24 protein-coding genes, 1 pseudogene and 1 riboswitch are annotated in these 22,038 nt (G+C 69.2%); of the genes and pseudogenes, 14 read left to right on the top strand and 11 right to left on the bottom strand.

Features of this window, described 5'->3' with window-relative positions; genetic code table 11:
- Positions 1-55 precede the first annotated feature (55 nt).
- Together HMPREF0591_RS11460 and HMPREF0591_RS11455 are read left to right on the top strand one after the other, a co-directional pair.
- Complete coding sequence (locus HMPREF0591_RS11460; RefSeq protein ID WP_007168705.1) at positions 56-319, top strand: DUF2630 family protein; 264 nt, start codon at positions 56-58, stop codon at positions 317-319.
- A complete protein-coding gene (locus HMPREF0591_RS11455; RefSeq protein ID WP_040622355.1) occupies positions 316-1,881 on the top strand; it encodes a phytoene desaturase family protein in 1,566 nt (521 codons plus the stop codon). The genes HMPREF0591_RS11460 and HMPREF0591_RS11455 overlap by 4 nt, the downstream gene beginning before the upstream one ends.
- Positions 1,882-1,975: 94 nt before the next feature.
- Here HMPREF0591_RS11455 and HMPREF0591_RS11450 read toward each other — a convergent pair whose 3' ends face one another.
- Together HMPREF0591_RS11450 and pdxH are read right to left on the bottom strand one after the other, a co-directional pair.
- Entirely contained in the window at positions 1,976-3,268 is a 1,293-nt protein-coding gene (locus HMPREF0591_RS11450; RefSeq protein ID WP_007168703.1) for a citrate synthase, read from the bottom strand.
- 104 nt (positions 3,269-3,372) lie between these two features.
- Positions 3,373-4,032 (bottom strand): pyridoxamine 5'-phosphate oxidase, encoded by a 660-nt coding sequence (pdxH, locus tag HMPREF0591_RS11445; protein ID WP_007168702.1) that lies wholly within the window; start codon positions 4,030-4,032, stop codon positions 3,373-3,375.
- A gap of 72 nt (positions 4,033-4,104) precedes the next feature.
- On the opposite strand from pdxH, the gene HMPREF0591_RS11440 reads away from it, so the two are divergent.
- A complete protein-coding gene (locus HMPREF0591_RS11440) occupies positions 4,105-5,226 on the top strand; it encodes a citrate synthase 2 (protein ID WP_007168701.1) in 1,122 nt (373 codons plus the stop codon).
- A 131-nt stretch (positions 5,227-5,357) separates the two neighbouring features.
- Positions 5,358-5,813 carry a VOC family protein gene (locus HMPREF0591_RS11435; protein ID WP_040622352.1) on the top strand — a complete coding sequence of 152 codons (456 nt, stop codon included), beginning with the start codon at positions 5,358-5,360 and terminating at the stop codon, positions 5,811-5,813.
- Here HMPREF0591_RS11435 and HMPREF0591_RS11430 read toward each other — a convergent pair.
- Entirely contained in the window at positions 5,810-7,501 is a 1,692-nt protein-coding gene (locus tag HMPREF0591_RS11430; RefSeq protein WP_007168699.1) for an FAD-dependent oxidoreductase, read from the bottom strand. The genes HMPREF0591_RS11435 and HMPREF0591_RS11430 overlap by 4 nt on opposite strands.
- A 20-nt stretch (positions 7,502-7,521) precedes the next feature.
- Positions 7,522-8,547 (bottom strand): AurF N-oxygenase family protein, encoded by a 1,026-nt coding sequence (locus HMPREF0591_RS11425; protein ID WP_007168698.1) that lies wholly within the window; start codon positions 8,545-8,547, stop codon positions 7,522-7,524.
- A gap of 245 nt (positions 8,548-8,792) precedes the next feature.
- Between HMPREF0591_RS11425 and serC the strand changes: the two genes are divergently transcribed.
- Together serC and sepH are read left to right on the top strand one after the other, a co-directional pair.
- A complete protein-coding gene (gene serC, locus HMPREF0591_RS11420; protein ID WP_085981618.1) occupies positions 8,793-9,911 on the top strand; it encodes a phosphoserine transaminase in 1,119 nt (372 codons plus the stop codon).
- Between the two features lie 117 nt (positions 9,912-10,028).
- Positions 10,029-10,808: a septation protein SepH gene (sepH, locus tag HMPREF0591_RS11415; RefSeq protein WP_007168696.1), complete on the top strand. Its 780-nt coding sequence runs from the start codon at positions 10,029-10,031 to the stop codon at positions 10,806-10,808.
- Positions 10,809-10,834: 26 nt separating this feature from the next.
- Here sepH and HMPREF0591_RS11410 read toward each other — a convergent pair whose 3' ends face one another.
- From HMPREF0591_RS11410 to HMPREF0591_RS11400, 3 genes are read right to left on the bottom strand one after another with little or no spacing between them, the layout of a single operon-like run.
- Positions 10,835-11,107, bottom strand: coding sequence for a DUF2537 domain-containing protein (locus HMPREF0591_RS11410; protein WP_007168695.1), 273 nt, complete (start codon positions 11,105-11,107; stop codon positions 10,835-10,837).
- Positions 11,104-11,937: a TrmH family RNA methyltransferase gene (locus HMPREF0591_RS11405; protein ID WP_007168694.1), complete on the bottom strand. Its 834-nt coding sequence runs from the start codon at positions 11,935-11,937 to the stop codon at positions 11,104-11,106. Before HMPREF0591_RS11405 ends, HMPREF0591_RS11410 begins: the two co-directional genes overlap by 4 nt.
- Positions 11,934-12,365 (bottom strand): Rv0880 family HTH-type transcriptional regulator, encoded by a 432-nt coding sequence (locus HMPREF0591_RS11400; protein WP_007168693.1) that lies wholly within the window; start codon positions 12,363-12,365, stop codon positions 11,934-11,936. The genes HMPREF0591_RS11405 and HMPREF0591_RS11400 overlap by 4 nt, the downstream gene beginning before the upstream one ends.
- Before the next feature lie 198 nt (positions 12,366-12,563).
- Between HMPREF0591_RS11400 and HMPREF0591_RS11395 the strand changes: the two genes are divergently transcribed.
- Both HMPREF0591_RS11395 and HMPREF0591_RS11390 read left to right on the top strand, forming a co-directional pair.
- Entirely contained in the window at positions 12,564-12,836 is a 273-nt protein-coding gene (locus tag HMPREF0591_RS11395; protein ID WP_040622348.1) for a DUF2530 domain-containing protein, read from the top strand.
- A 19-nt stretch (positions 12,837-12,855) separates the two neighbouring features.
- The gene (locus HMPREF0591_RS11390) at positions 12,856-13,311 is read left to right on the top strand and encodes an SRPBCC family protein (RefSeq protein WP_007168691.1); all 456 of its coding nucleotides are present in this window, start codon (positions 12,856-12,858) and stop codon (positions 13,309-13,311) included.
- A 257-nt stretch (positions 13,312-13,568) separates the two neighbouring features.
- Here HMPREF0591_RS11390 and HMPREF0591_RS11385 read toward each other — a convergent pair.
- Positions 13,569-14,351: pseudogene (locus tag HMPREF0591_RS11385) on the bottom strand (DUF3027 domain-containing protein); the annotation flags it as partial.
- Positions 14,352-14,482: 131 nt separating this feature from the next.
- On the opposite strand from HMPREF0591_RS11385, the gene HMPREF0591_RS11380 reads away from it, so the two are divergent.
- Together HMPREF0591_RS11380 and HMPREF0591_RS11375 are read left to right on the top strand one after the other, a co-directional pair.
- Positions 14,483-16,135 carry an MFS transporter gene (locus HMPREF0591_RS11380; RefSeq protein WP_040622345.1) on the top strand — a complete coding sequence of 551 codons (1,653 nt, stop codon included), beginning with the start codon at positions 14,483-14,485 and terminating at the stop codon, positions 16,133-16,135.
- A complete protein-coding gene (locus HMPREF0591_RS11375) occupies positions 16,132-16,620 on the top strand; it encodes a DUF2771 domain-containing protein (protein WP_085981594.1) in 489 nt (162 codons plus the stop codon). Before HMPREF0591_RS11380 ends, HMPREF0591_RS11375 begins: the two co-directional genes overlap by 4 nt.
- Before the next feature lie 22 nt (positions 16,621-16,642).
- Here HMPREF0591_RS11375 and HMPREF0591_RS11370 read toward each other — a convergent pair whose 3' ends face one another.
- The 3 genes from HMPREF0591_RS11370 to HMPREF0591_RS11360 form a co-directional block, all read right to left on the bottom strand.
- Positions 16,643-17,557, bottom strand: a complete 915-nt coding sequence (locus tag HMPREF0591_RS11370; protein WP_007168687.1) for a universal stress protein — start codon at positions 17,555-17,557, stop codon at positions 16,643-16,645.
- A 197-nt stretch (positions 17,558-17,754) separates the two neighbouring features.
- A complete protein-coding gene (locus HMPREF0591_RS11365; protein ID WP_007168686.1) occupies positions 17,755-18,744 on the bottom strand; it encodes a glutathione S-transferase family protein in 990 nt (329 codons plus the stop codon).
- A gap of 59 nt (positions 18,745-18,803) precedes the next feature.
- Positions 18,804-19,217: a cold-shock protein gene (locus tag HMPREF0591_RS11360; RefSeq protein WP_007168685.1), complete on the bottom strand. Its 414-nt coding sequence runs from the start codon at positions 19,215-19,217 to the stop codon at positions 18,804-18,806.
- A 163-nt stretch (positions 19,218-19,380) separates the two neighbouring features.
- Here HMPREF0591_RS11360 and HMPREF0591_RS11355 point away from each other — a divergent pair, with 163 nt between their 5' ends.
- The 4 genes from HMPREF0591_RS11355 to HMPREF0591_RS11340 all read left to right on the top strand — a co-directional run.
- Positions 19,381-19,785, top strand: a complete 405-nt coding sequence (locus HMPREF0591_RS11355) for a YccF domain-containing protein (protein ID WP_007168684.1) — start codon at positions 19,381-19,383, stop codon at positions 19,783-19,785.
- Entirely contained in the window at positions 19,782-20,861 is a 1,080-nt protein-coding gene (moaA, locus tag HMPREF0591_RS11350; protein ID WP_007168683.1) for a GTP 3',8-cyclase MoaA, read from the top strand. The genes HMPREF0591_RS11355 and moaA overlap by 4 nt, the downstream gene beginning before the upstream one ends.
- On the top strand, positions 20,854-21,144 hold the full coding sequence (locus tag HMPREF0591_RS11345; RefSeq protein WP_007168682.1) for a MoaD/ThiS family protein: 291 nt from the start codon (positions 20,854-20,856) through the stop codon (positions 21,142-21,144). The genes moaA and HMPREF0591_RS11345 overlap by 8 nt, the downstream gene beginning before the upstream one ends.
- A 234-nt stretch (positions 21,145-21,378) precedes the next feature.
- Positions 21,379-21,568, top strand: a riboswitch (cyclic di-AMP (ydaO/yuaA leader).
- Between the two features lie 12 nt (positions 21,569-21,580).
- Positions 21,581-22,038, top strand: a 458-nt coding sequence (locus tag HMPREF0591_RS11340) for a transglycosylase family protein (protein WP_007168681.1), incomplete at its 3' end; no start/stop codon positions are given.

Genomic DNA, 22,038 nt, shown 5'->3' with positions numbered 1-22,038 from the left:
TCTCCCCGGCCGTCGGCCCTCACGTGCGCGTTCGCGCGTCGTGCACACTGGAGCGATGGCCAACGGCAAGAAACCGACGGACAGCGAAACCCTGGCACACATCCGCGGCCTGGTCGCCGAGGAGAAAGCCCTGCGGGAGCAGCTGCAACAGCGCGACATCTCCGAATCGGAGGAGCACGATCGGCTGCGGCGGCTGGAAGTCGAGCTCGACCAGTGTTGGGACCTGCTGCGGCAGCGCCGGGCGCTGCGGGACAGCGGCGGTGACCCGCGCGAGGCCGAGGTGCGCCCGCCCGACGAGGTCGAGGGCTACCTGAACTGAGCCAACACGCGGCGGATGTCGACGCCGTCGTCATAGGTGGCGGTCACAACGGCCTGGTGGCGGCGGCGTACCTGGCCCGGGCGGGGCTTCGGGTGCTGGTGCTGGAGCGGCTGGCACACGTCGGCGGGGCCGCCGTCTCGGCACGTGCCTTCGAGGGCGTCGACGTCCGGCTGTCGCGGTACTCGTACCTGGTCAGCTTGTTGCCACCGCGCATCGTCGACGACCTGGGCGCCGCGGTGCGGGTGGCCCGGCGACCGTATTCGTCGTACACGCCCGACCCCGCCACCGCTGGCCGCCACGGGCTCCTGATCGGGGCGGCCGGTCACACGTTCGCCGCGATCGGCGCCGCCCCCGACGAGCAGGGGTTCGCCGCCTTCTACCAACGCTGCCGGCTGGTGACCCAACGGCTGTGGCCGACGCTGCTGGAACCGCTGCGCACCCGCGAGCAGGCCCGCCGACACGTCGGGAGAAGCGGCGAGGCGACCTCCGCGTGGCACGCGTTGATCGACGAGCCGATCGGGCACGCCATCACCGCCGCCGTCGGCAACGACGTCGTGCGCGGCGTCATGGCGACGGACGCCCTGATCGGGACGTTCGCCCGCCTCGGCGACCCGTCGCTGATCCAGAACGTCTGCTTTCTGTATCACGTGCTCGGCGGCGGGACCGGCGACTGGGACGTCCCCGTCGGCGGGATGGGCGCGCTGACCGAGGCCCTGGCGGCCGCCGCGGTTCGCCACGGCGCCCAAATCACCACCCGCGCAGAGGTTTACGCCGTCGACCCGGACGGCGGGGTGCGTTACCGCGTCCGCGACGACGAGCGCACGCTCCGCGCCCGGTTCGTCCTCGCCGGGGTGACACCGTCGGCACTGGCCGGCCTGCTCGGCGAACGACCGCCGACCCCCGCGCAGGGCGCGCAGGTCAAGGTGAACATGGTGCTGCGGCGCCTGCCGCGACTGCGCGACGCCGGCGTTACACCCGAGCAGGCCTTCGCCGGAACGTTCCACGTCAACGAGTCCTGGACCCAACTGGACAGCGGGTATGCCCACGCGGCCGCCGGGCAGATCCCGAATCCGCTGCCCTGCGAGGCCTATTGCCATTCGCTGACCGACCCGAGCATCCTGTCGCCCGCCCTGCGCGAGTCGGGCGCCCACACCATGACGGTGTTCGGCCTGCACACCCCGCACTCGTTGTTCGACGGCACATACTCCGGCGCCCTGCGTGACCGGCTCACCGACGCGGTGCTGGCATCGCTGAATTCCGTTCTCGCCGAACCGATTCAGGACGTGCTGATGAGCGACGCCGAGGGCCGGCCGTGCCTCGAGACGACGACCACCCTGGACCTGCACCGCAGGCTGGGGATGACCGCGGGCAACATCTTCCACGGCGGATTGTCGTGGCCGTTCGCGGACGACGACGACCCGTTGGACACCGCGGCGCGGCGATGGGGTGTGGCCACCGCGCACGAGCGGATCATGCTGTGCGGCTCCGGCGCCCGCCGCGGCGGTGCCGTGTCGGGCATCGGCGGGCACAACGCCGCCATGGCGGTGCTGGCCTCGCTGTGAGCGACCGCCGGCGAGGCTGCGGAGTTGTACGCGATTTCCCGCGTGTCGCCGTGCAGACGCGCACGCCCACGCGCGGAAGGTCAGGTCCGCAGCGCTACCGCGCGTCGATGGTGGTGTAGTCGCGCTCGGTGTAGCCGGTGTAGATCTGGCGCGGACGGCCGATCTTGCTGTCGCCCTCGTCGTGCATCTCACGCCAGTGCGCGATCCAGCCCGGCAGTCGGCCCAGCGCGAACAGCACGGTGAACATGCGCACCGGGAAGCCGAGCGCGCGATAGATCAGCCCGGTGTAGAAGTCGACGTTCGGGTAGAGCTTGCGCTCGACGAAGTAGTCGTCGGTCAGCGCCGCCTCTTCCAGCTCCTTGGCGATGTCCAGCAGCGGGTCTCCCCCGAGCTTGGCCAGGATCTTGTCGGCCTGCTCCTTGACGATGCGGGCGCGGGGGTCGTAGTTCTTGTAGACCCGGTGGCCGAAGCCCATCAGCTTGACGCCCTCTTCGCGGTTCTTCACCTTGCGCACGAACTCGCTGACGTCGTCGCCACTTTCGCGGATCTGCTCGAGCATCTCGAGCACGGCCTGGTTGGCGCCGCCGTGCAGCGGGCCCCACAGCGCGTTGATGCCCCCGGAGATCGAGGTGAACAGGTTGGCCCGCGACGATCCCACCAGGCGCACCGTGGACGTCGAGCAGTTCTGCTCGTGGTCGGCATGCAGGATGAACAGCATGTCGAGAGCTCGCACCACTTCCGGGTCGGCATGGTACGGCTCGGCCGGCAGCCCGAAGGTCATCCAGAGGAAGTTCTCCACCAGCGAGAGCGAGTTGTTTGGGTAGAGGAACGGCTGACCGATCGACTTCTTGTACGCGTAGGCGGCGATGGTGGGCAGTTTCGCGAGCAGACGTGTCGTCGACAACTCGACTTGCTCACTGTCCATCGGGTCCAGCGAGTCCGGGTAGTACGCGCTCAACGCGTTCACCACGCTGGACAACACCGGCATCGGATGGGCGTTGGGCGGGAAGCCGTCGAAGAAGCGCTTCAGGTCCTCGTGCAGCATGGTGTGCAGCTGGATCCGCTTGGTGAACTCGGCGAGCTGGTCCTTGTTCGGCAGCTCGCCGTAGATCAGCAGGTAGCTCACCTCGATGAAGGTGGATTTCTCGGCGAGTTGCTCGATCGGGTAGCCGCGGTAGCGCAGGATTCCGGCGTCACCGTCGATGTAGGTGATGGAGCTCTTGCAGGCGGCGGTGTTGACGAACCCGTTGTCGAACGTCGTGTAGCCGGTCTTGGACAACAGCGAGCCCAGCGCAATCCCATCAGCCCCTTCGGTGGCTGGCGTGATCTCCAGGTCGATTTCGCCCCCCGGGTACTTCAGAGTTGCGGTGTCGTCGGTGTCGGCCACGAGAACCCCTTTGCGCTCTGGCTGGTATGGCTGCCCTGACTAGGTGCTTATAGGTGAAGGTAGTCGTTGTTGCGTTCGCGTGCCTGCCCGGGGTCGGGTCAAGGTCAGGGCTGCAGGCGCTCGACCCGACCGCCGATGACCCGGATCCGGTTATGCAACCGGTTCTCCCGCCCCTGCCAGAATTCGACCTCCTCCGGGGCGAGCAGGTAGCCGCCCCACCCCGGTGGCACCGGGACCTGCTCGCTGTCGGCGAAGCGCGCGGTCACCTCGGCCAGCTGGTCGAGCAGTGCCGCGCGCGAGGCGATCGGACGCGACTGCTGCGACGCCCACGCCCCCAGCTGCGAGCCGCGCGGCCGCTTGGACCAGTAGTCCTCGGTGACCTCTTCAGTGACCTTGCTCACCGCGCCGCGGATGTGCACCTGCCGACCCAGCAGGTACCAGGGAAAGGTCACCGACGCGTACGGCGTCACCGCCAGGTCGGCGCCCTTGGCCGAGTCGTAGTTGGTGAAAAATGTGATTCCCGACTCGTCCACGCTCTTGCACAGCACCGTCCGGCTCGTCGGCCTGCCGTCGGCGACGGTGGCCAGCACCATGGCGTTGGGTTCGGCGACGCCCGAGCCCTCCGCGTCGTCGATCCATTTGCGCAGCAAGGCAACCCAGCCATCGTCGAGCCAATCCGCGTCGAGATCCGGACTGCCGTCCTTTTCCACCGATCCGTACTCCACGCGCATTCTCTGCAGGTGCTCACGGTCTGGTCCGGCCATCGCGCCAACGCTACCGGGGCTTGCTACCGGCCGGTAGCGTCGGCCGGAGGCTGGGGTGCGAGAATTTTCGGTATGACTGTGGTCCCCGAAGACTTTGTCCCCGGCCTTGAAGGCGTCGTCGCCTTCACCACCGAGATCGCCGAACCGGATAAAGACGGCGGCGCGCTGCGGTACCGCGGCGTCGACATCCAAGACCTGGTGGATCAGCAGGTCACCTTCGGTGACGTCTGGGGCCTGCTGGTCGACGGGAAGTTCGGCCAGGGCCTGCCGCCCGCCGAACCGTTCCCGCTGCCCATCCACACCGGCGACGTGCGCGTCGACGTCCAGGCCGGCCTGGCGATGCTGGCCCCGATCTGGGGGTACAAGCCCCTGCTCGACACCGACGACGGCACCGCCCGCGACCAGCTTGCCCGGGCCTCGGTGATGGCGCTGTCCTACGTCGCCCAGTCCGCGCGCGGCATCTACCAGCCCGCGGTGCCGCAGCGGGTCATCGACGAATGCTCCACCGTCACAGCCCGTTTCATGACCCGCTGGCAGGGCGAGCCGGACCCGCGGCATGTCGAGGCGATTGACGCCTACTGGGTCTCGGCCGCCGAGCACGGCATGAACGCCTCGACGTTCACCGCCCGGGTGATCGCCTCGACCGGGGCCGACGTCGCCGCTGCGTTGTCCGGGGCGATCGGGGCGATGAGCGGGCCGCTGCACGGCGGAGCGCCGGCGCGGGTGCTGCCGATGATCGAAGAGGTCGAGCGCACCGGCGACGCCCGCGCGCTGGTGAAAAAGATCCTGGACAGCGGCGACAAGCTGATGGGCTTCGGGCACCGGGTCTACCGGGCCGAGGACCCGCGGGCGCGGGTCCTGCGCGCGACGGCCGAGCGGTTGAGCGCGCCGCGCCACGAAGTTGCGGTGGCGCTGGAGCAGGCCGCCCTGACCGAGCTGCGCGAGCGCCGACCGGACCGGGCCATCGAGACCAACGTCGAGTTCTGGGCGGCGGTGATCCTGGACTTCGCCCAGGTCCCCGCCAACATGATGCCGGCAATGTTCACCTGCGGCCGCACCGCGGGCTGGTGTGCGCACATCCTGGAGCAGAAGCGGCTCGGGAAGCTGGTGCGCCCATCGGCCATCTACGTGGGGCCGGCCCCGCGCAGCCCCGAATCGGTCGAAGGCTGGGACCGCAGCCTCACCCACGCCTGACGGCGGTCTTCTTGTCGGTGCCCCGCGATTGAATGAGTGTCGCCGCGATGAGTTTTCGTCGCGGGCGCAGTCATAACTCGCGAGCCCGCCCGGCCCGGGCCGGCCTGGGAACCGACAGCAAAGAGAACACCATGGCGCTCAACTTCGAGCCCGCCCTGTCCCCGCACCTGGTGGTCGACGACGCCGCCGCCGCAATCGACTTCTATGGCAAGGCGTTCGGCGCCGAGGAGCTGGGCCGGGTGCCCCGCCCCGACGGGAAACTCGTCCACGCCGCGCTGCGCATCAACGGCTCTTTGGTGATGCTCAACGATGATTTCCCCGAGATGTGCGGCGGCAAGTCGATGACGCCCACGTCGTTGGGCGGCACTCCGGTCACCATCCACCTGACGGTCACCGACGTCGATGCCAAGTTCCAGCGCGCGGTCGACGCCGGCGCCACCGTGGTCGCCCCGCTGGACGATCAGTTCTGGGGCGACCGCTACGGCGTGGTCGCCGATCCGTTCGGCCACCAATGGTCGATGGGGCGGCCGGTCCGCGAGGTCGGCTACGACGAGATCCAGGCCGCGATGGCGGGGCAGGTGAGTTAGCCGAGCAGCCGGTCCAGCAGCCCGCGTCGCGGCGACGGGGCCGGCTCGGCGGTGGCGGCGGCGGCGAGCATGTCGGCGACCTCGGTGAATTTGTTCCGCGGCCGGCCGTCGTTGCTCCCGCGCGCGACCTCGGCGGCGTCGATCGCCCGCCACCCCCGGGCGTCGACGGCGTCGGGCTGCCGGGCCTGGACCAGCTTGGCCAGCGACTCCGGCTTCGACACCGGATCGCTGAGCCTGCCGGCGTTGAAGTCCGCCACCAGAGCCTGAACCGTTTGCAGGGAGCAGGATTTGTTCGTGCCGATGAATCCGCTCGGCCCGCGCTTGATCCAGCCCGCGACGTACGCGCCGGACACCGGCTCCCCCGAGTCGGGATCGACGACCCGGCCGCCGTCGTTGGGAACGACGGCGGCCGATTCGTCGAACGGTAGGTCGCGAATCGGCTTGCCGCGGTAACCAATCGACGTCAACACCAGGCCGGCGTCCAGTCGGCACAGCTCGTCGGTGCCGGTGACGGCGAATTCCACGCCGGTGGCGCGTTGCTCACCCAGCACGCGATTCGGGGTGAGCCGATAGGCCAGCCTGACCCGTGGACGCCCACCTCCCGGCGCCGAGTCGTCACCGAGGTCGCCCAGGATTTCCAGCTTGCGCTTGGTCAGGCCGTCGGTCCCGCTAGCGAGGTCGGCCGCTACCAGTTCATGGTCGGCCGCGCTGAGCACGACTTCCGACGAGCCGGTGAGCCCGATGAGTTCGGGCAGGGTGAACGCGGACTGCGCGGGGCCGCGCCGCGCGGCGACCACCACTTCGCGGACCGCGGACCCGCGAAACGCCGCCAGCGCGCGATCGGAGATGTCGGTACGGGCCAGGTCATCCGGATTCGCGGTGAGCACCCGGGCGACGTCGAGGGCGACGTTGCCGTTGCCGACGATCACCACCCGCTCGTGGCTGAGATCGACTGGCAGGTCGGCGAAGTCGGGGTGGCCGTTGATCCACGCCACGAATTCGGTGGCGGTTCCGGTGCCCGGCAGACCCATGCCCTCGATCTGCAGGCGACGGTCGTCGGGGGCGCCGACGGCGTACAGGACGGCGTGGTGGTGGGCGAGCAGATCGGCGTGACTCAGGTGCCTGCCGACCTCGACGTTGAGAAAGAACCGGAAGTGGCGATGACCGGCGACCCGGTCGAACAGCTTGGTGACCCGTTTGGTGTTCTGGTGATCGGGCGCAACCCCGGCGCGCACCAACCCGTACGGGGTGGGCAGCTTTTCGAAGACATTGACCCGCACGCCGTGCTGAGTGAGCAGTTCGTCGGCCGCATACATCGCCGCCGGCCCCGACCCGACGATGGCCACGGTCAGCGGCTGGCGGCGGGCGCGCACCTGGGCGGCCGGAATCACCGGGGCCAGCTTCGACGTCGGCGGCACCTTCTCGCCCTCGGGCCGCTCCGGGTAGAAGGACGCGTTGATCTCGACGAACGGCAACTGTTTGCTGTCCAGCCGCGTGTCCGGCGCGATCGCGCCGACGGGGCAGGCGCTCACGCAGGCGCCGCAATCCACGCACGCCACCGGGTCGATGTAGAGCATCTCCGAGGTGGCGAAGCCGGGCTCGTCGGGCGTGGGGTGAATGCAGTTCACCGGGCACGCGAAAACGCAGGACCCGTCGTTACAGCACGACTGGGTAATAACGTGCGGCATAGGCGGTTATCCGTGCGGACCTAGGCGGCCGGCACCGCGGCCAGGTGCTGGCGCTGCGGCTCGCTGCGGTAGCGCGAGGGCTTGCCGTCGATCTTGCAGAGCCGCCACATGAGCCGCGCGGAACGCGTCTCCATCAACCCGGTGTCGTGGGCCAGCATCCGGACGTCACCGAACATGTCGCTGAGCCACTTTCGCGATTCCGGAGACCGGAAGAAAAGCTCCTTGCGCACCTCGCGCGGAATGTCGAACTCCTGCCAGAACGCCTTGGGCGGCACCACGATTGCCCGGCACAGGAGCTTCATGGTCAGGGGCAGGTACAGGGCCGTCCAGAAGCGCTGTCGCTTGGTCAGCTGCGGCACACGCCTGCGCAGGAACTCGTGCGCGAAGGAGATGTGACGCGCTTCCTCGGCCACGTGGATGGCCATCACCCGCTCCATGATCGGGTGCAGCGACTTCCCTTCGCGGAGAACGTTTTTCTGCGTGTGGTCGATCGGCTCCTCGCCCGCCAGCACCCCGATGAAGAAGGCCACCGGCAAGGGGCCGGCCACCAGCGGGACCAGCGGCGAGAGCCACTTGAGCAGCCGCGGCATGCCCGGCACGTCGGCGCCCACCCGGTTGACCATCTCCTGGAACATCATGGTGTGGTTGCACTCCTCGACCGATTCGTGCAAGCAGTAGCGGTATTCCGGGGATCCGTTCGGCACCCAGAACGTGTAGTTCATCAGGCCGCGGATCAGGATCGATTCGAAGTGCAGCCCGACCTTGGCGACGTTGGCCTGGCGCCACATGCCGATCTTGATCTTGCGCTCGTCGGACTGCGCGAGATACCAGGGGTGGCGCCCCAGCGGGTCGGTCGTGGGCAGAATCCACCGCGGATCGTTCTCCGTCACCGCAAATTCCGGTGATTCCCAGTCGATGTCGGTGTACGGGTTGAAGTTCCGCCGCACCGACCCCTCGGACAGTGTGGCAAGCGTGTTGACGTACTCGGTGTCGTCGCGCACTTCCATATTGCGGCGCCAACGCCGAACCATCCGTGTCCTGGCCATATCCAAGCCTCCCCAGCGAGGTTTACATTTGGACGTGCTATGTCCAGACAGTACCGCAGGTACCGCATATCTTTCTAGACCCCTCGCGGCACTGTGAACTGACCAGTGGTCAGGGTTTTAGTGTGCCCCGCCTCACAGCGGGTGAAACGTCGCGCACCGGGCGTCCTGGCCTTTTGCCCGCGTCGGCGGCGTCGCGCAACGGACCGCCGCGTCGCCGGTCGACCCGGCTCACTACCCTGATGAGCATGGCTGACCAGCTCGAGGTTCCCGCTGACATCAAACCCCGCGACGGCCGCTTCGGATGCGGCCCTTCCAAGGTCCGGCCCGAGCAGTTGCAGGCGCTGACGACCACCGCCGCCCCGCTGTTCGGCACGTCGCATCGCCAGGCGCCGGTGAAGAACCTGGTGGGCCGGGTCCGATCGGGGCTGGCCGAGCTGTTCTCGGTGCCGGACGGGTACGAGGTCATCCTCGGCAACGGCGGCGCGACCGCGTTCTGGGACGCCGCGGCGTTCGGGTTGATCGACAAGCGGTCGCTGCACCTGTCGTTCGGCGAGTTCAGCTCGAAGTTCGCCTCCGCCGTCGCCAACAACCCGTTCGTCGGCGACCCCATCGTCGTCAAGGCCGACGCCGGCAGCGCCCCCGAGCCGCAGGGCGATCCGTCGGTGGACGTTGTCGCCTGGGCCCACAACGAGACGTCGACCGGGGTAGCGGTGCCCATTCGCCGCCCCGCCGACTCCGGCGACGCCCTGGTCCTCATCGACGCCACCTCGGGCGCGGGCGGCCTGCCGGTCGAGATCACCGAGACCGACGCCTACTACTTCTCGCCGCAGAAGAATTTCGCAAGCGACGGCGGCCTGTGGCTGGCCATCATGAGCCCGGCCGCGCTGGCGCGCGTCGAGTCCATCGCCGCGTCGGGCCGCTGGGTTCCCGACTTTTTGTCGTTGCCGATCGCGGTGGACAACAGCCTGAAGAACCAGACGTACAACACCCCCGCCATCGGCACCCTGGCGCTGATGGCCGAGCAGGTCGACTGGATGCTGGGCAACGGCGGGCTGGAGTGGGCCGTCAAGCGCACGGCGGACTCGTCGCAGCGGTTGTACTCCTGGGCAGAGGAACGGCCGTACACCACGCCGTTCGTCGCCGACCCCGCCCTGCGGTCCCAGGTGGTCGGCACCGTCGACTTCGCCGACGACGTCGACGCCGCGGCCGTCGCGAAGGTCCTGCGGGCGAACGGCATCGTCGACGTCGAGCCGTACCGCAAACTCGGCCGCAACCAGTTGCGCGTCGGGATGTTTCCGGCGATCGACCCCGACGACGTCAGCGCCCTGACGCAATGTGTCGACTGGGTGGTCGAGCGGCTGTAGCGCCTCGCAATCAGCACGCAACCGCCCAGCGTGTCAGCACCGGTGATGGGCGTTAGCTGCACTAGAGTGCGCACGAGACGGGTCCGTCGACCTGCACGGAGCCTGCGAGGAGAAGCCATGCGGGAACTCAAAATGGTTGGGGTCGATTCCGACGGCAAACACATCATCTGCGAGACCGGCGATCCGGCCGAACCGTTCAAGCTCGTCGTCGACGATCAGCTGAAGGCCGCGGTGCGCGGTGAAATGACGCCGGTGGAGCAACCTCAGCTCGACATCCAGGTCACCAACATGCTGAGCCCCAAGGAAATCCAGGCGAAGATCCGGGCCGGCGCGTCCGTCGAGCAGGTGGCCGCGGCGTCGGGCTCCGACATCTCGCGGGTCCGCCGCTTCGCGCACCCGGTGTTGCTGGAACGGGCCCGCGCCGCGGAGTTGGCAACGGCCGCGCACCCGGTGCTCGCCGACGGCCCCGCGGTGCTCACCCTGCTCGAAACCGTGAGCGCCGCCCTGGTGAAGCGCGGCCTGGAACCGGACAGGCTCAGCTGGGACGCCTGGCGCAACGAGGACAGCCGCTGGACCGTGCAGCTGGCGTGGAAGGCCGGCCGCTCGGACAACATCGCGCACTTCTGCTTCGCCCCCGGCGCACACGGCGGGACGGTCACGGCCATCGACGACGCCGCCAAGGAGTTGACCGACCCGAACTTCGACCGTCCGCTGCGACCCCTCGCCCGGGTGGCCCACGTCGACTTCGAGGAGCCGGTGAAGCCCACCGCCGCGGCCGCGCCGCCGCAAGAGCAGCCCGCCCCGCAAGAGCAGCCGGTACACACCCGACGGGGCAAGCCGGTCATCCCGGCCTGGGAGGACGTGCTGCTCGGGGTGCGCTCGGGCGGCCAACGCTAGCCGGCTGGTGGCGACCCGCCGCGCCGCTACCGCCCGATCGTCAGCGCAAGCAACGCCAGCCACGCTCCCGCGACACCGATTCCCGCGCCGAGCACGAACCAACGCAGCACCGGCTTGCGCCGCCAACCCCACAGCGTGGGCGCCAGCCCGCCGGCCGCGACGGCGTTGAGGGCGACCGCCAGCAGCGGATGCACGCGGATCAAACCCAGGGTGAGCACGACGATGGCGGCCCCGGTTACCGCGGCGACGAACCCGGCGACCGTCAAACCCGTTGCCCAGGGCGCGGAATCGTCGGTCACGGGCCGAGCCTAGCTCGTTCGTAGAAAGCCAGAGCGGCCGCGGTGGCGACGTTGAGGGAATCCGTTCCGCGCGACATCGGGATGCGCACGCGCGCGTCGCTCAAGCGGAGGGTGGCCGGCGTCAACCCCGGTCCTTCCGCGCCCACCACCACCGCGATACGTTCGTCGCGCGCGGCCGCCATGGCCTCGGGCAGGGCGCACGCGGTGCTGTCCGGCGTCATCGCCAGCACCCGAAACCCCTTCTGTTTCAACATCTTCAGCTCGGCGGGCCAGTCCGTGGCGCGGGCGTAGGGGACGAGCAACGCGTGACCCATCGAGACGCGGACGGCGCGACGGTATAGCGGGTCGGCGCAGCCACTGCCGAACACCACCGCGTCCACGCCCAGCCCGGCGGCGTTGCGAAAGATCGAGCCGAGATTCTCGTGATCGTTGACGCCCTCGAGCACCGCGACGGTCCGGGCGCCCTCCACCAGACCGGCCACCGTGGGTTCCGGCACCCGGCGGGCGGCCGCCAGCACGCCACGGTTGAGGTGAAAGCCCACCACCTGCGCCATGACCTCGGCGGAGGTCCGGTAGAACGGGACGGCACGACCCGCCAGGTCGCCCGCCAGCTCGGCGAGCCGGCGATCGGTCCCCAGCAGGGCGTGCGCGGTGAACCGCGAGGCGAGCATGCGCTGGACGACCAGGACGCCTTCGGCGATCACCAGGCCTTTGCCCGACGGCAGGTCGGGGCGGCGATCGACGCTGTTCAGGTCGCGGAAGTCGTCGAGGCGGGGGTCGTCGGGGTCGTCGACATCCTGGACGTCAGGGCCGTCGGTTCCGTCGCTCACGGGCCTTCGTCGACCAGGGCCAACATCAGGTCGGCGGCGTTGCGCAGCGTGTCACGTTGCTCGCTGTCCAGCGTCGCCAGCCGTTTGGCCAGCCACTCCTGACGGGCACGTCGGGTCACCTTGACCAGCTCGGCGCCGGACGGGGAGACCGACACCAGAACCTGCCGGCCGTCGATGGGATGCGGGGCGCGGTCCACCAGGCCCATGTCGGCCAGCGAAGCGATCACGCGGGTCATCGACGGCGGCCGCACCCGCTCGCGAATCGCCAGCGCGCCGGGCGTCATCGGGCCCTCGTTGCCCAGCGTCGCCAGCGCCGACAGCTGGGACAGCGACACCGGAGACGACGGGTTTCGGAACCGGAGTTGGCGGGCCAGCCGCATGACCGCCAGCGACAGGTCGCTCGCCAGCCGCGCATCGCTGTCAGGCATGGCGCGAGGTTACACGGAAGCTCACGAAATCGGGATACGAACCGGTGAACGGGCTCTGACCGGGATCGCCGCGCCGGCCGGACGGCGGCGAACCGGTCGGGTGGGCGCGTAACCCGCAGTGCCCAGGCATTTTCGGGTGTCCGGCCGCGCAACTGGGCGGTGCGGCGGCGCGACCCGGCGCGGGCTATGTTAATCCCGATGTCCGTCGAACCCGGCCAGAACCGTGAGGCGCCGCCGCTACCGCCCGCGCTGCTCAACGCGTGGCCCTTCATCGCGCTGGGTGCGCTCGGCTGGCTGGCCGCGGTGGCCGCCGCATTTTTGGTGCCCGCCCTGCAGAGTTGGCGTCCGGTGACGCTGGCCGGGCTCGGAGTGGGCGCGCTGGGGACGAGCATCTTCGTGTTACAACTCGCGGCGGCCCGCCGTGGCGCACGCGGCGCGCAAGCCGGACTCGAGAACTATTTCGACCACTGAGGTTCGGAAGGGAGGACCGATGGCAGCCCCGCTACTGCAAGCGCAAATCGATATCGACGCACCGGTTTCCACGGTGTGGGGATTGATATCCGATCTCCGGCGGATGCCGGAGTGGAGCCCACAGTGTCGATGGATGAAGGCGTTCGGTCCGCTTCGGCAGGGCACGCGCACCCTCAACATCAATCGCCGCAACCGAATGTTCTGGCCGACGACGTGCACCATCGTCGAGGTCATCCCGGAGACCAAGCTCGCGTTCCGCGTCGACACCAACAACACCATCTGGAGCTACGAGCTGCAGCCCAGCGGCGAGGGAACCCGGTTGGTCGAGACCCGTCACGCCGAGAACGGTGTGACCGCGTTCTCGAATCTGTCGGTGAATGCGCTCTTCGGCGGGACCACCAACTTCGAACGCGAATTGGTCGAGGGCATGAACGCCTCGCTGGCCAGGATCAAGGCCGCCGCAGAGCGGGGCTAGTCGGCCCGGGATTCCTCGGGCTGGGATTCCTCGGGCTGGGGTGCTTCGGCCTGGGATTCCTCGGGCTGGGATTCCTCGGGCTGGGGCGCTTCGGCCTGGGGTGCCGCCTCGGGCCCCTCTTGCTCGGGTTCGGGCTCCTCGGGCCGGGGTTCCGCCGACAACTCCGGCCGGGCCTCCCCGGTCGCGGATTCCGGCGGCTCGGCCGGGGACTCCGACGGCTCCAATTGCGCCTCGGAAGTCTCGGACGGCTGGGGCGGCTCGGGCGGCGGCTGGACCACGTCGAGCACGCCGTCGTCGAAGGGCTCGTACATCGGCGACCCGGTGCCCGCCGGGGCCGGGGTGTCCGAATGCGCGCCGCAGCCGTACTGCTTGTCGACGACCTGCCCGTCGGCGGACAGTTCGTTGCCGCACACGCCGAACATCGCGCCCAGCGATCCCGACAACGGCAGGAAGAAACCGCAGTCGCGGCACACCCGTTTGGTGGAACGGGCCATCGGCGAGTCGGGACCGTGATCGCCGGTGTGCCAGCGTTCGGCCGCCGCCGCACGTCCCCAGGCGCTCATCACCCAGCGCCGGCCCAGCCCGATTTCGGCGGCCGCCTCGTCGACCTGGTCGTCACCGCTGGCGACGTAGCCGGGAACCAACCGCGGATCGTCGGCGGCGGGGGCCAGCAGGTCGCCCGGGCTCAGGTCGCCCGGCCGCACCCGCTGATCCCACGGAACCCAGGCCGGAGCCAGCAACGCCGTCGGCCCCGGAATCAGCACCACCTCGCTGACGGTGGCGTGGTCGGCACCGGGGTGCGCGGCGACGACGACCGCCCACTGCCAGCCCTGGTAGCCGGGCAGATGCGCCAGGAACCGGTGGGTGGCGGCGGCCGGATCCTCGTAGCTGACGCCCAGGTAATCGCCGACCGACTCCGCACCGCTGAACTCCACGACGGCGGCCCTGGCCTGGTCCACCGCAGCCGTGAGCACGGCCGCCAACCCCTCCGGCCACTCGGCCACGGTCGCCACGGCAGATTCCTCGATGGGCCCGGTCACGCTGTCCCCTTCCTGCATTGCGGTTCCAATACTAGGTTGACGAGCCACGCCCTGTTGCCTGCATACGCTTGTCGTCGCCATAGGGGAGAATCTCCAACGTGTCTGGACGGCGGCGTGATGATCCGGGCCGCGTGGCCTCCACCCCGGGTCGCCGGCCCCGCAATGGGGCCGCCAACCAACATCCGGGCATGGCGAATTACCCCGCCGATGACGCCCCGAGCCGGCGGGCGCGCCGCCCACCGCCGATGCCCAGCTCCAACCGCTACCTGCCGCCCATCGGCCACCAGTCGGAGCCGGATCGAAGCGATAGCGTGCCCCCGCGCACTGCGGTCGCCGGCGAACGGATCACCGTCACCCGCGCCGCCGCGCTGCGAAGCCGCGAGATGGGTTCGCGGATGTACTGGATGGTGCAACGGGCCGCCACCGCCGACGGCGCCGACAAATCCGGCCTGACGGCGCTGACCTGGCCGGTGGTGGCCAACTTCGCGGTGGACGCCTCGATGGCCGTGGCGCTGGCCAACACGCTGTTCTTCGCGGCGGCCACCGGCGAGAGCAAGGGCCGGGTCGCGCTATACCTGCTGATCACCATCGCGCCGTTCGCCGTCATCGCGCCGCTCATCGGTCCCGCGCTGGACCGGTTGCAGCACGGACGGCGGGTCGCGCTCGCCGGGTCCTTCATTTTGCGTACGGCGTTGGCGCTCCTGCTGATCCTGAATTACGACGGTGCCACCGGGAGCTACCCGTCGTGGGTGCTCTACCCGTGCGCACTCGCGATGATGGTGTTCTCCAAGTCGTTCAGCGTGCTGCGCAGCGCCGTGACCCCGCGCGTCATGCCGCCGACCATCGACCTGGTGCGGGTGAATTCCCGGTTGACCGTGTTCGGTCTGCTCGGCGGCACCATCGCCGGCGGGGCCGTCGCGGCCGGCGTCGAGTTCGTCTGCACCCACCTGTTCAAGCTGCCCGGCGCGCTGTTCGTCGTCATCGCAGTCACGATCGCCGGTGCCTTGCTGTCGATGCGGATCCCCCGCTGGGTCGAGGTGACGGCGGGCGAGGTACCGGCCACGTTGAGCTACCGGCAGGACAGCGAGCCGCCGCGCAGGCACTGGCGCAAAGAGGTCAAGAAGGCCGGCGGTGCGTTGCGACAACCACTGGGCCGCAACATCATCACCTCGCTGTGGGGCAACTGCACCATCAAGGTCATGGTCGGCTTCTTGTTCTTGTACCCGGCGTTTGTCGCCAAGGCACACCAGGCCAGCGGCTGGGTTCAGCTGGGGATGCTGGGGATGATCGGCGCGGCCGCCGGCATCGGGAACTTCGCCGGCAACTTCGCCGCGGCACGCCTGCAGCTGGGCCGGCCGGCCGTGCTGGTGGTGCGCTGCACGCTGGCGGTCTCGGCGGTCGCGTTGGCGGCGTCGGTGGCGGGCACCCTCGCGGCGGCCGTCATTGCCACCCTGGTCACGTCGGGCTCCAGCGCCATCGCCAAGGCCTCGCTGGACGCCTCGCTGCAGAACGACCTGCCAGAGGAATCGCGCGCGTCCGGATTCGGGCGCTCTGAGTCGACGCTGCAGCTGGCCTGGGTGCTGGGCGGCGCCGTGGGCGTCTTGGTCTACACCGAACTGTGGGTCGGCTTCACCGCGGTCACGGCGCTGCTGATCCTCGGGTTGGCGCAGACGCTCGTGAGCTATCAAGGGAATTCGCTGATTCCGGGACTGGGGGGCAACCGGCCGGTCATGGTGGAACAAGAGCGCGTGCGCCACGGCAGCCCGGCGGTGGTGCCCGAGTGACACGCGGAATGGCCCTCCTGCTGACCGGCCTGATGACGGTGCTGTGCGTGGCCGTCGGGGTCGGCACCTGGCTGCTGGTGCGGCCGTCCGGCCCGCAGCGCCCCGAGATCAGCGCGTATTCGCACGGCCACCTCACGAGGGTGGGGCCGTACCTGTACTGCAGCGTGCTGAACCTCGACGACTGTGACACGACCCAGACCCAGGGCGAGCTGAAGGTCAGCGAACGCTATCCGGTGCAGCTGTCGGTGCCCGACGCGATCTACCGGGCGCCCTGGCGGCTGCTGCAGGTCTACGAGGATCCAACCAACACGACCAGCACCATCTTTCGGCCGAACACCCGGTTCGCGGTCACCATTCCACCGGTCGACCCGCATCGGGGCCGCATGGTCGGGATCGTCGTGCAGTTGCTGACGCTGGTGATGGATCCCGGCGGCGAGCTCCGCGACGTCCCGCACGCGGAATGGTCGGTGCGCCTGGTCTCCTGACGGAGTGCCGGTGTGACGACGGCTAACGCGGTCGAGCGACGATCACCGGTGTGCGCACCGCGTGCACCACTGCCGTGCTCACGGATCCGAGCAGCATTCCGGCGAAGCCGCCGCGCCCGTGGCTTCCGACGACCACCAGTTGCGCCGACTCTGAGCCCTCGACGAGGTGTTGGGCGGGCCGGTTGACCACGACCTCGCGACGGACGACGACGTCGGGACAGCGTTGCCGGTACCCCGCCAGACGCTCCGCCAATGTTTCCTCGGCCTCAGATTGCAGTGCCGTCCAGGAGGTTCTGGTCGTTCCGGTCCACTCCCGCATCGGGATGTCGGGAAGCTCGGCGTCGGTCCAGGCATAGAGCGCGACGAGTTCCGCACCCCGCCAGGAAGCTTCGTCGAACGCGATGGCGGTCGCCAGCTCCGACACCGGCGAACCATCGACGCCGACAAGCACGCAGCCCTCGCGGGGCGAGGGTTCGTTGCGGATCACCGCCACCGGGCAGTGGGCGTGGTGGACGAGCCCGGTGCTGACAGATCCCAACAGCACGCGTTCCAACGCTCCGTGACCGCGGCTACCGACCACGACCATGTCGGCTTTCGTCGACAACTCGACGAGCGCGGGGACGGGCGCGTCGGTGATCACCTCATTGTTGACTCGCGGCCGGCTGTCTTCGTCGGTCGTGCTCTCGACGATCTTGGCTGCGTCGGCAAGGATCCGCTCTACCGACCTGCCCAGCTGTTCGCGGAATTCCGCCGGGGCGGACTCTCCTGTCCACTCGAGCACCGGCGCCCCGCCGGGCGACGGCGCCGCGGCATGCGCCAGGGTCAGGGCCACCTTGCGCATCGTTGCCTCTCGGGCGGCCCACCGGATGGCCTCGTTCGAATCCGGCGATCCGTCGATCGCGACGACGATTCCCGGATTCCCTGTTTCGCTGACCATTTGGATGCCTCGTCCCTAGGAGAGTGTGGTCCGGCACGGTCAACTCTAGGATTTCGGTGATGCGCGGTCAGGGGCCGTTGGTCCCATCCCTGATGACCAAACGACCTTCCGCGCCCGCCCGGCGGCGCGGCGTCGAAGCCGCCGACATTCAGCCCGGTCGCAGACTTTGCTCGACGAGGGTGCCAGCCTTGAGAGGGCTATGCCACTCGCTCGCCCGCGGGCGGCGGGCCCGGAGGGGTTCCGTCGCCGAACGGCTTGCCGCCCAAGGACTCCCGCCCATGCGGCGACAGCCAACCGCTGAGGTCCGGCCCCTTGGGCACGATGCGGGTGGGGTTGATGTCGGCGTGCACGATGTAATAGTGCTGCTTGATCTGGACGAAGTCGACGGTGTCGCCGAACCCCGGTGTCTGGAACAGGTCGCGCGCATACGCCCACAGCACCGGCATCTCGCTCAGTTTGCTGCGGTTGCATTTGAAATGCCCGTGGTACACCGGGTCGAAGCGGGCCAGCGTTGTGAACAGCCGCACGTCCGCCTCGGTTATGGTGTCGCCCACCAGGTATCGCTGACCGGCCAGGCGGTCGCTCACCCAATCCAACGCGGCGAACAGCCGGTCGTAGGCCGCGTCGTAAGCCTGTTGCGAACCGGCGAAGCCGCACCGATACACCCCGTTGTTGATCTCGGTGTAGACCCGCTTGTTCACCTCGTCGATCTCGGCGCGCAGCCGCTCCGGGTATAGCTCCGGCGCGCCGTCGCGGTGGTAGGCGGTCCACTCCGTGGAGAAATCCAGCGTCATCTGGGCGAAATCATTGGTGGCGACCGCGCCCGTCGGGATGTCGACCAGCGCGGGAACCGTGATGCCCTTCGGGTACTCGGGGAAGCGCTTGAAGTACGCGTCCTGCAGCCGCGGGATTTTCAGCACCGGGTCGAGGCCGCCAGGGTCGAGGTCGAACGTCCAGCTGCGCTCGTCGTGGGTGGGCCCGCAAAACCCAATGGAGAGAACGCTTTCCAGCCCAAGCAGGCGCCTGACGATGATCGCGCGGTTCGCCCACGGGCAGGCGCGAGCGACGATCAGCCGGTACCGGCCGGGCTCCACCCGGTAACCGTCGCGACCGTCGGCGGTGACGCGGCTGGTGATGTAGTCGGTATCGCGGGTGAAGTCACCTTTTTCGGCGACGTAGGCGGCCATGCCCACGATTCTGCCCGAGCCTCACGGGGCGGCCCAGTGCCAGCGGCTCCGCCGGGGAGCTAGGAATCGAGCTCCCGGGCGACCGCCCGAACCACCTCGGAAACGCGTCGAGCCGTCTTGCGGTCCGGGTAGCGACCCTTGCGCAACTCGGGCTGCACCGCGCTCTCCAGCAGCGTGATCATGTCCTCGACCATGCCGTGCAGCTCGTCGGGGCTGTGCTTGTGCTCAACGGGCGCCTCGCGGCGACCCTGAGCCTTGGTGAGGCTGGGCGGCGGCTCAATCAGCTTGAGGCTCAGCGCCTGAGGTCCGCGCCGCCCGGAGGCGATGCCGAACTCCACACGCTGGCCCGCTTTGAGCCCCTCGACCCCAGCGGGCAACGCCGACGAGCGGACGTACACGTCTTCGCCGTCCTCTTGCGACAGGAAGCCAAACCCCTTGTCGGCGTCGTACCACTTAACCTTGCCGGTCGGCACTGGTCTCACCTGCTTGTCTAACGGATCAATAGAATGGCCAACAGAATAAGCGTCCCGCCTGCGCAGGACGCCGTTTGGTCTATAGATCCTACTCGGCTGCTCACCTAACGAGCACCCCCGTTTACCCGCACTCGGTAGGCTGGGCGTCAACGGTGGAGGAGATATGCGCCTGATCCTGAACGTCATCTGGCTCGTGTTCGGCGGCCTGTGGATGGCCGCCGGGTACTTCCTCGCGGCGCTCGCCTGCTTCCTGCTGATCATCACCATTCCCTTCGGCTTCGCGTCGCTGCGCATCGCGGCGTATGCGTTGTGGCCGTTCGGCCGCACGATCGTCGACAAGCCGACGTCGGGAACGGGGGCCCTCATCGGCAACATCATCTGGGTGCTGTTGTTCGGGATATGGCTGGCGATCGGCCACGTGGCCAGCGCGCTGGCGATGGCGATCACCATCGTCGGCATTCCGCTGGCGCTGGCCAACCTCAAGCTCATCCCGGTGTCGTTGATGCCGCTGGGCAAGCAGATCGTGCCGGTCAGCGCGCCGTCCCACTCCGTGCCGGTGGCCGCATGACGCTGACCGCGCTGGGCGTGCCGACGGTGCCGGGCCGCACCGCCGGCGCCGACGCGCGCGACGCGCCGACGACGGGCCCGTTGGTGGACACCTACGGGCGGGTCGCCACCGACTTGCGCGTGTCACTGACCGACCGCTGCAACCTGCGGTGCAGTTACTGCATGCCGGCCGAAGGCCTGGACTGGCTGCCCGGCGAGCAGCTCCTGCGTCCCGACGAGCTGACCCGGCTCATGCACATCGCCGTCACCCGGTTGGGCATCACCAGCGTGCGGTTCACCGGGGGTGAGCCGCTGTTGGCGCGGCACCTGGAAGAGGTGGTCGCCGCCGTGGCCGGCCTGCGGCCCCGTCCGGAGATCTCGCTGACCACCAACGGTGTCGGGCTGGCGCGGCGCGCCGCCGGGCTGGCCCGGGCCGGCCTGAATCGCGTCAACGTGTCCATGGACAGCGTGGATCCCGACCACTTCGCGGCGATCACCCGTCGGGACCGGCTCGACGACGTGCTCGCCGGCCTGGCCGCCGCCCACGAGGCGGGCCTGACACCGGTCAAGGTGAACGCGGTGCTCGACCCGGTCACCGGGCGTGAGGACGTCGTCGACCTGCTGCGGTTCTGCCTCGAGCGCGGCCACCAACTGCGGGTGATCGAGCAGATGCCCCTGGACGCTGGGCACCAATGGCGCAGGGGCGCCGCGTTGAGCGCCGACGATGTACTCGACACACTGCGGCCACATTTCCGGTTACGTCCGGACCCGGCGCCGCGCGGGTCGGCGCCCGCCGAGCTGTGGCTGGTCGACACCGGCCCCGGCACGCCGAGCGGAAAATTCGGTGTCATCGCGTCGGTGTCCCACGCGTTCTGTTCGTCCTGCGATCGCACCCGGCTGACGGCCGATGGCCAGATCCGCAGCTGTCTGTTCTCGGCCGATGAGACCGATCTTCGGACCCTGTTGCGCACCGGCGCGTCCGACGACGCGATCGAAGCCGCGTGGCGCGTCGCGATGTGGGGCAAGCCCGCCGGTCACGGCATCAACGACCCGAGCTTCGTCCAGCCCGACCGCCCGATGAGCGCGATCGGTGGCTGACCCGGTGTCCGAAACCGCCGTCGAACACGACGGCATCCAGGTGACCGTGCGCTATTTCGCGGCCGCCCGTGCGGCCGTCGGAGCCGACTCCGAGACGCTGGTGCTGCGCCCCGGCACCACGGTGGCCGAACTCGTCGAGCGTCTCGCCATCCGGGGTTCCCGGCTCGCCACCGTGTTGAGTAGGTGTTCATACCTGTGCGACGGAGTCGCCGTCCGCGACGAGACCGCGTCGTTACGCACCGGCAACACGATCGACGTGCTGCCCCCCTTCGCCGGCGGCTAAAACTGTGAGATACCTCACGTAACGAAACGATAACGACGCCATCACGCCCGGATATCGGCCTCTATGACCTGCGTGAATGCCGCGCGTTCCTCGGCTTTTCCGACACGGCCGGAAGGGAAACGCCGGGTTTCGCTGAACGTGACGGGACCAACAGAAACCGCTACCTTTCTCCGAAGGCACGCCAAGGCAACCGAATTGGCGGACCTCCCCTCCCTATCGCGCCGAGCTCCATCCAATAGGCGGGGGCCCATCGACCTACATGGATGGAGACGGGGGACCCACCGGTCCACCGTGATCGGACTGGGGCCGCTCGCGGCCCCTTGGGGTGAAGCCGAGTCGTTTCGCAGCGGAGACGACGACGGCCGGGTGGCCTCTCCAACCCGAACCCGACAGCTGACCTCGCAGGCGCGTGACGAGAGAGGAATTTGCACGGCCTATGAGTGGACGTCACCGTAAGCCCAGCACGTCAAACATCAGCGTCGCCAAAATCGCCGTGACCGGAGCGGTCCTCGGCGGCGGCAGCATCGCCCTGGCCGGCCAGGCGGCCGCGGCCACCGACGGTGAATGGGACCAGGTAGCCCGTTGCGAGTCGGGTGGCAACTGGGCCATCAACACCGGCAACGGTTACCACGGCGGCGTGCAGTTCAGCGCAAGCACCTGGGCATCCCACGGTGGCGGCCAGTACGCCCCGTCGGCGGAATTGGCCACCAAGGAGCAGCAGATCGCCGTCGCCGAGCGTGTGCTCGCGACCCAGGGCCGCGGCGCCTGGCCCGTGTGCGGTGGCCCGCTGTCGGGCCCCACGCCGCGTGAGGTTCCCGCGCCGGCCGGGCTGGACGCCCCGCTGGACGCGCCCGGGATCAACGGTCAACCGGCGCCGCTGGCGCCGCCGCCCGC

It is taken from the genome of Mycobacterium parascrofulaceum ATCC BAA-614, from assembly GCF_000164135.1.
GTDB classification, from domain to species: Bacteria; Actinomycetota; Actinomycetes; order Mycobacteriales; family Mycobacteriaceae; genus Mycobacterium; species Mycobacterium parascrofulaceum.
Note: the sequence above shows the minus strand (reverse complement) of the source record. Positions and strands in the feature narration are given on the sequence as shown.

Excerpts from the sequence above, each read along its gene's own strand:
- HMPREF0591_RS11460 (WP_007168705.1), top strand. The coding sequence starts at position 56 with ATGGCCAACGGCAAGAAACCGACGGACAGCGAAACCCTGGCACACATC.
- HMPREF0591_RS11435 (WP_040622352.1), top strand. The coding sequence starts at position 5,358 with ATGGCGCTCAACTTCGAGCCCGCCCTGTCCCCGCACCTGGTGGTCGAC.
- HMPREF0591_RS11355 (WP_007168684.1), top strand. The coding sequence starts at position 19,381 with ATGCGCCTGATCCTGAACGTCATCTGGCTCGTGTTCGGCGGCCTGTGG.
- HMPREF0591_RS11430 (WP_007168699.1), bottom strand. The coding sequence starts at position 7,501 with ATGCCGCACGTTATTACCCAGTCGTGCTGTAACGACGGGTCCTGCGTT.
- HMPREF0591_RS11400 (WP_007168693.1), bottom strand. The coding sequence starts at position 12,365 with ATGCCTGACAGCGATGCGCGGCTGGCGAGCGACCTGTCGCTGGCGGTC.
- sepH (WP_007168696.1), top strand. The coding sequence starts at position 10,029 with ATGCGGGAACTCAAAATGGTTGGGGTCGATTCCGACGGCAAACACATC.
- pdxH (WP_007168702.1), bottom strand. The coding sequence starts at position 4,032 with ATGGCCGGACCAGACCGTGAGCACCTGCAGAGAATGCGCGTGGAGTAC.
- HMPREF0591_RS11440 (WP_007168701.1), top strand. The coding sequence starts at position 4,105 with ATGACTGTGGTCCCCGAAGACTTTGTCCCCGGCCTTGAAGGCGTCGTC.
- HMPREF0591_RS11365 (WP_007168686.1), bottom strand. The coding sequence starts at position 18,744 with ATGGCCGCCTACGTCGCCGAAAAAGGTGACTTCACCCGCGATACCGAC.
- HMPREF0591_RS11370 (WP_007168687.1), bottom strand. The coding sequence starts at position 17,557 with ATGGTCAGCGAAACAGGGAATCCGGGAATCGTCGTCGCGATCGACGGA.
- serC (WP_085981618.1), top strand. The coding sequence starts at position 8,793 with ATGGCTGACCAGCTCGAGGTTCCCGCTGACATCAAACCCCGCGACGGC.
- HMPREF0591_RS11390 (WP_007168691.1), top strand. The coding sequence starts at position 12,856 with ATGGCAGCCCCGCTACTGCAAGCGCAAATCGATATCGACGCACCGGTT.
- HMPREF0591_RS11425 (WP_007168698.1), bottom strand. The coding sequence starts at position 8,547 with ATGGCCAGGACACGGATGGTTCGGCGTTGGCGCCGCAATATGGAAGTG.
- moaA (WP_007168683.1), top strand. The coding sequence starts at position 19,782 with ATGACGCTGACCGCGCTGGGCGTGCCGACGGTGCCGGGCCGCACCGCC.
- HMPREF0591_RS11395 (WP_040622348.1), top strand. The coding sequence starts at position 12,564 with ATGTCCGTCGAACCCGGCCAGAACCGTGAGGCGCCGCCGCTACCGCCC.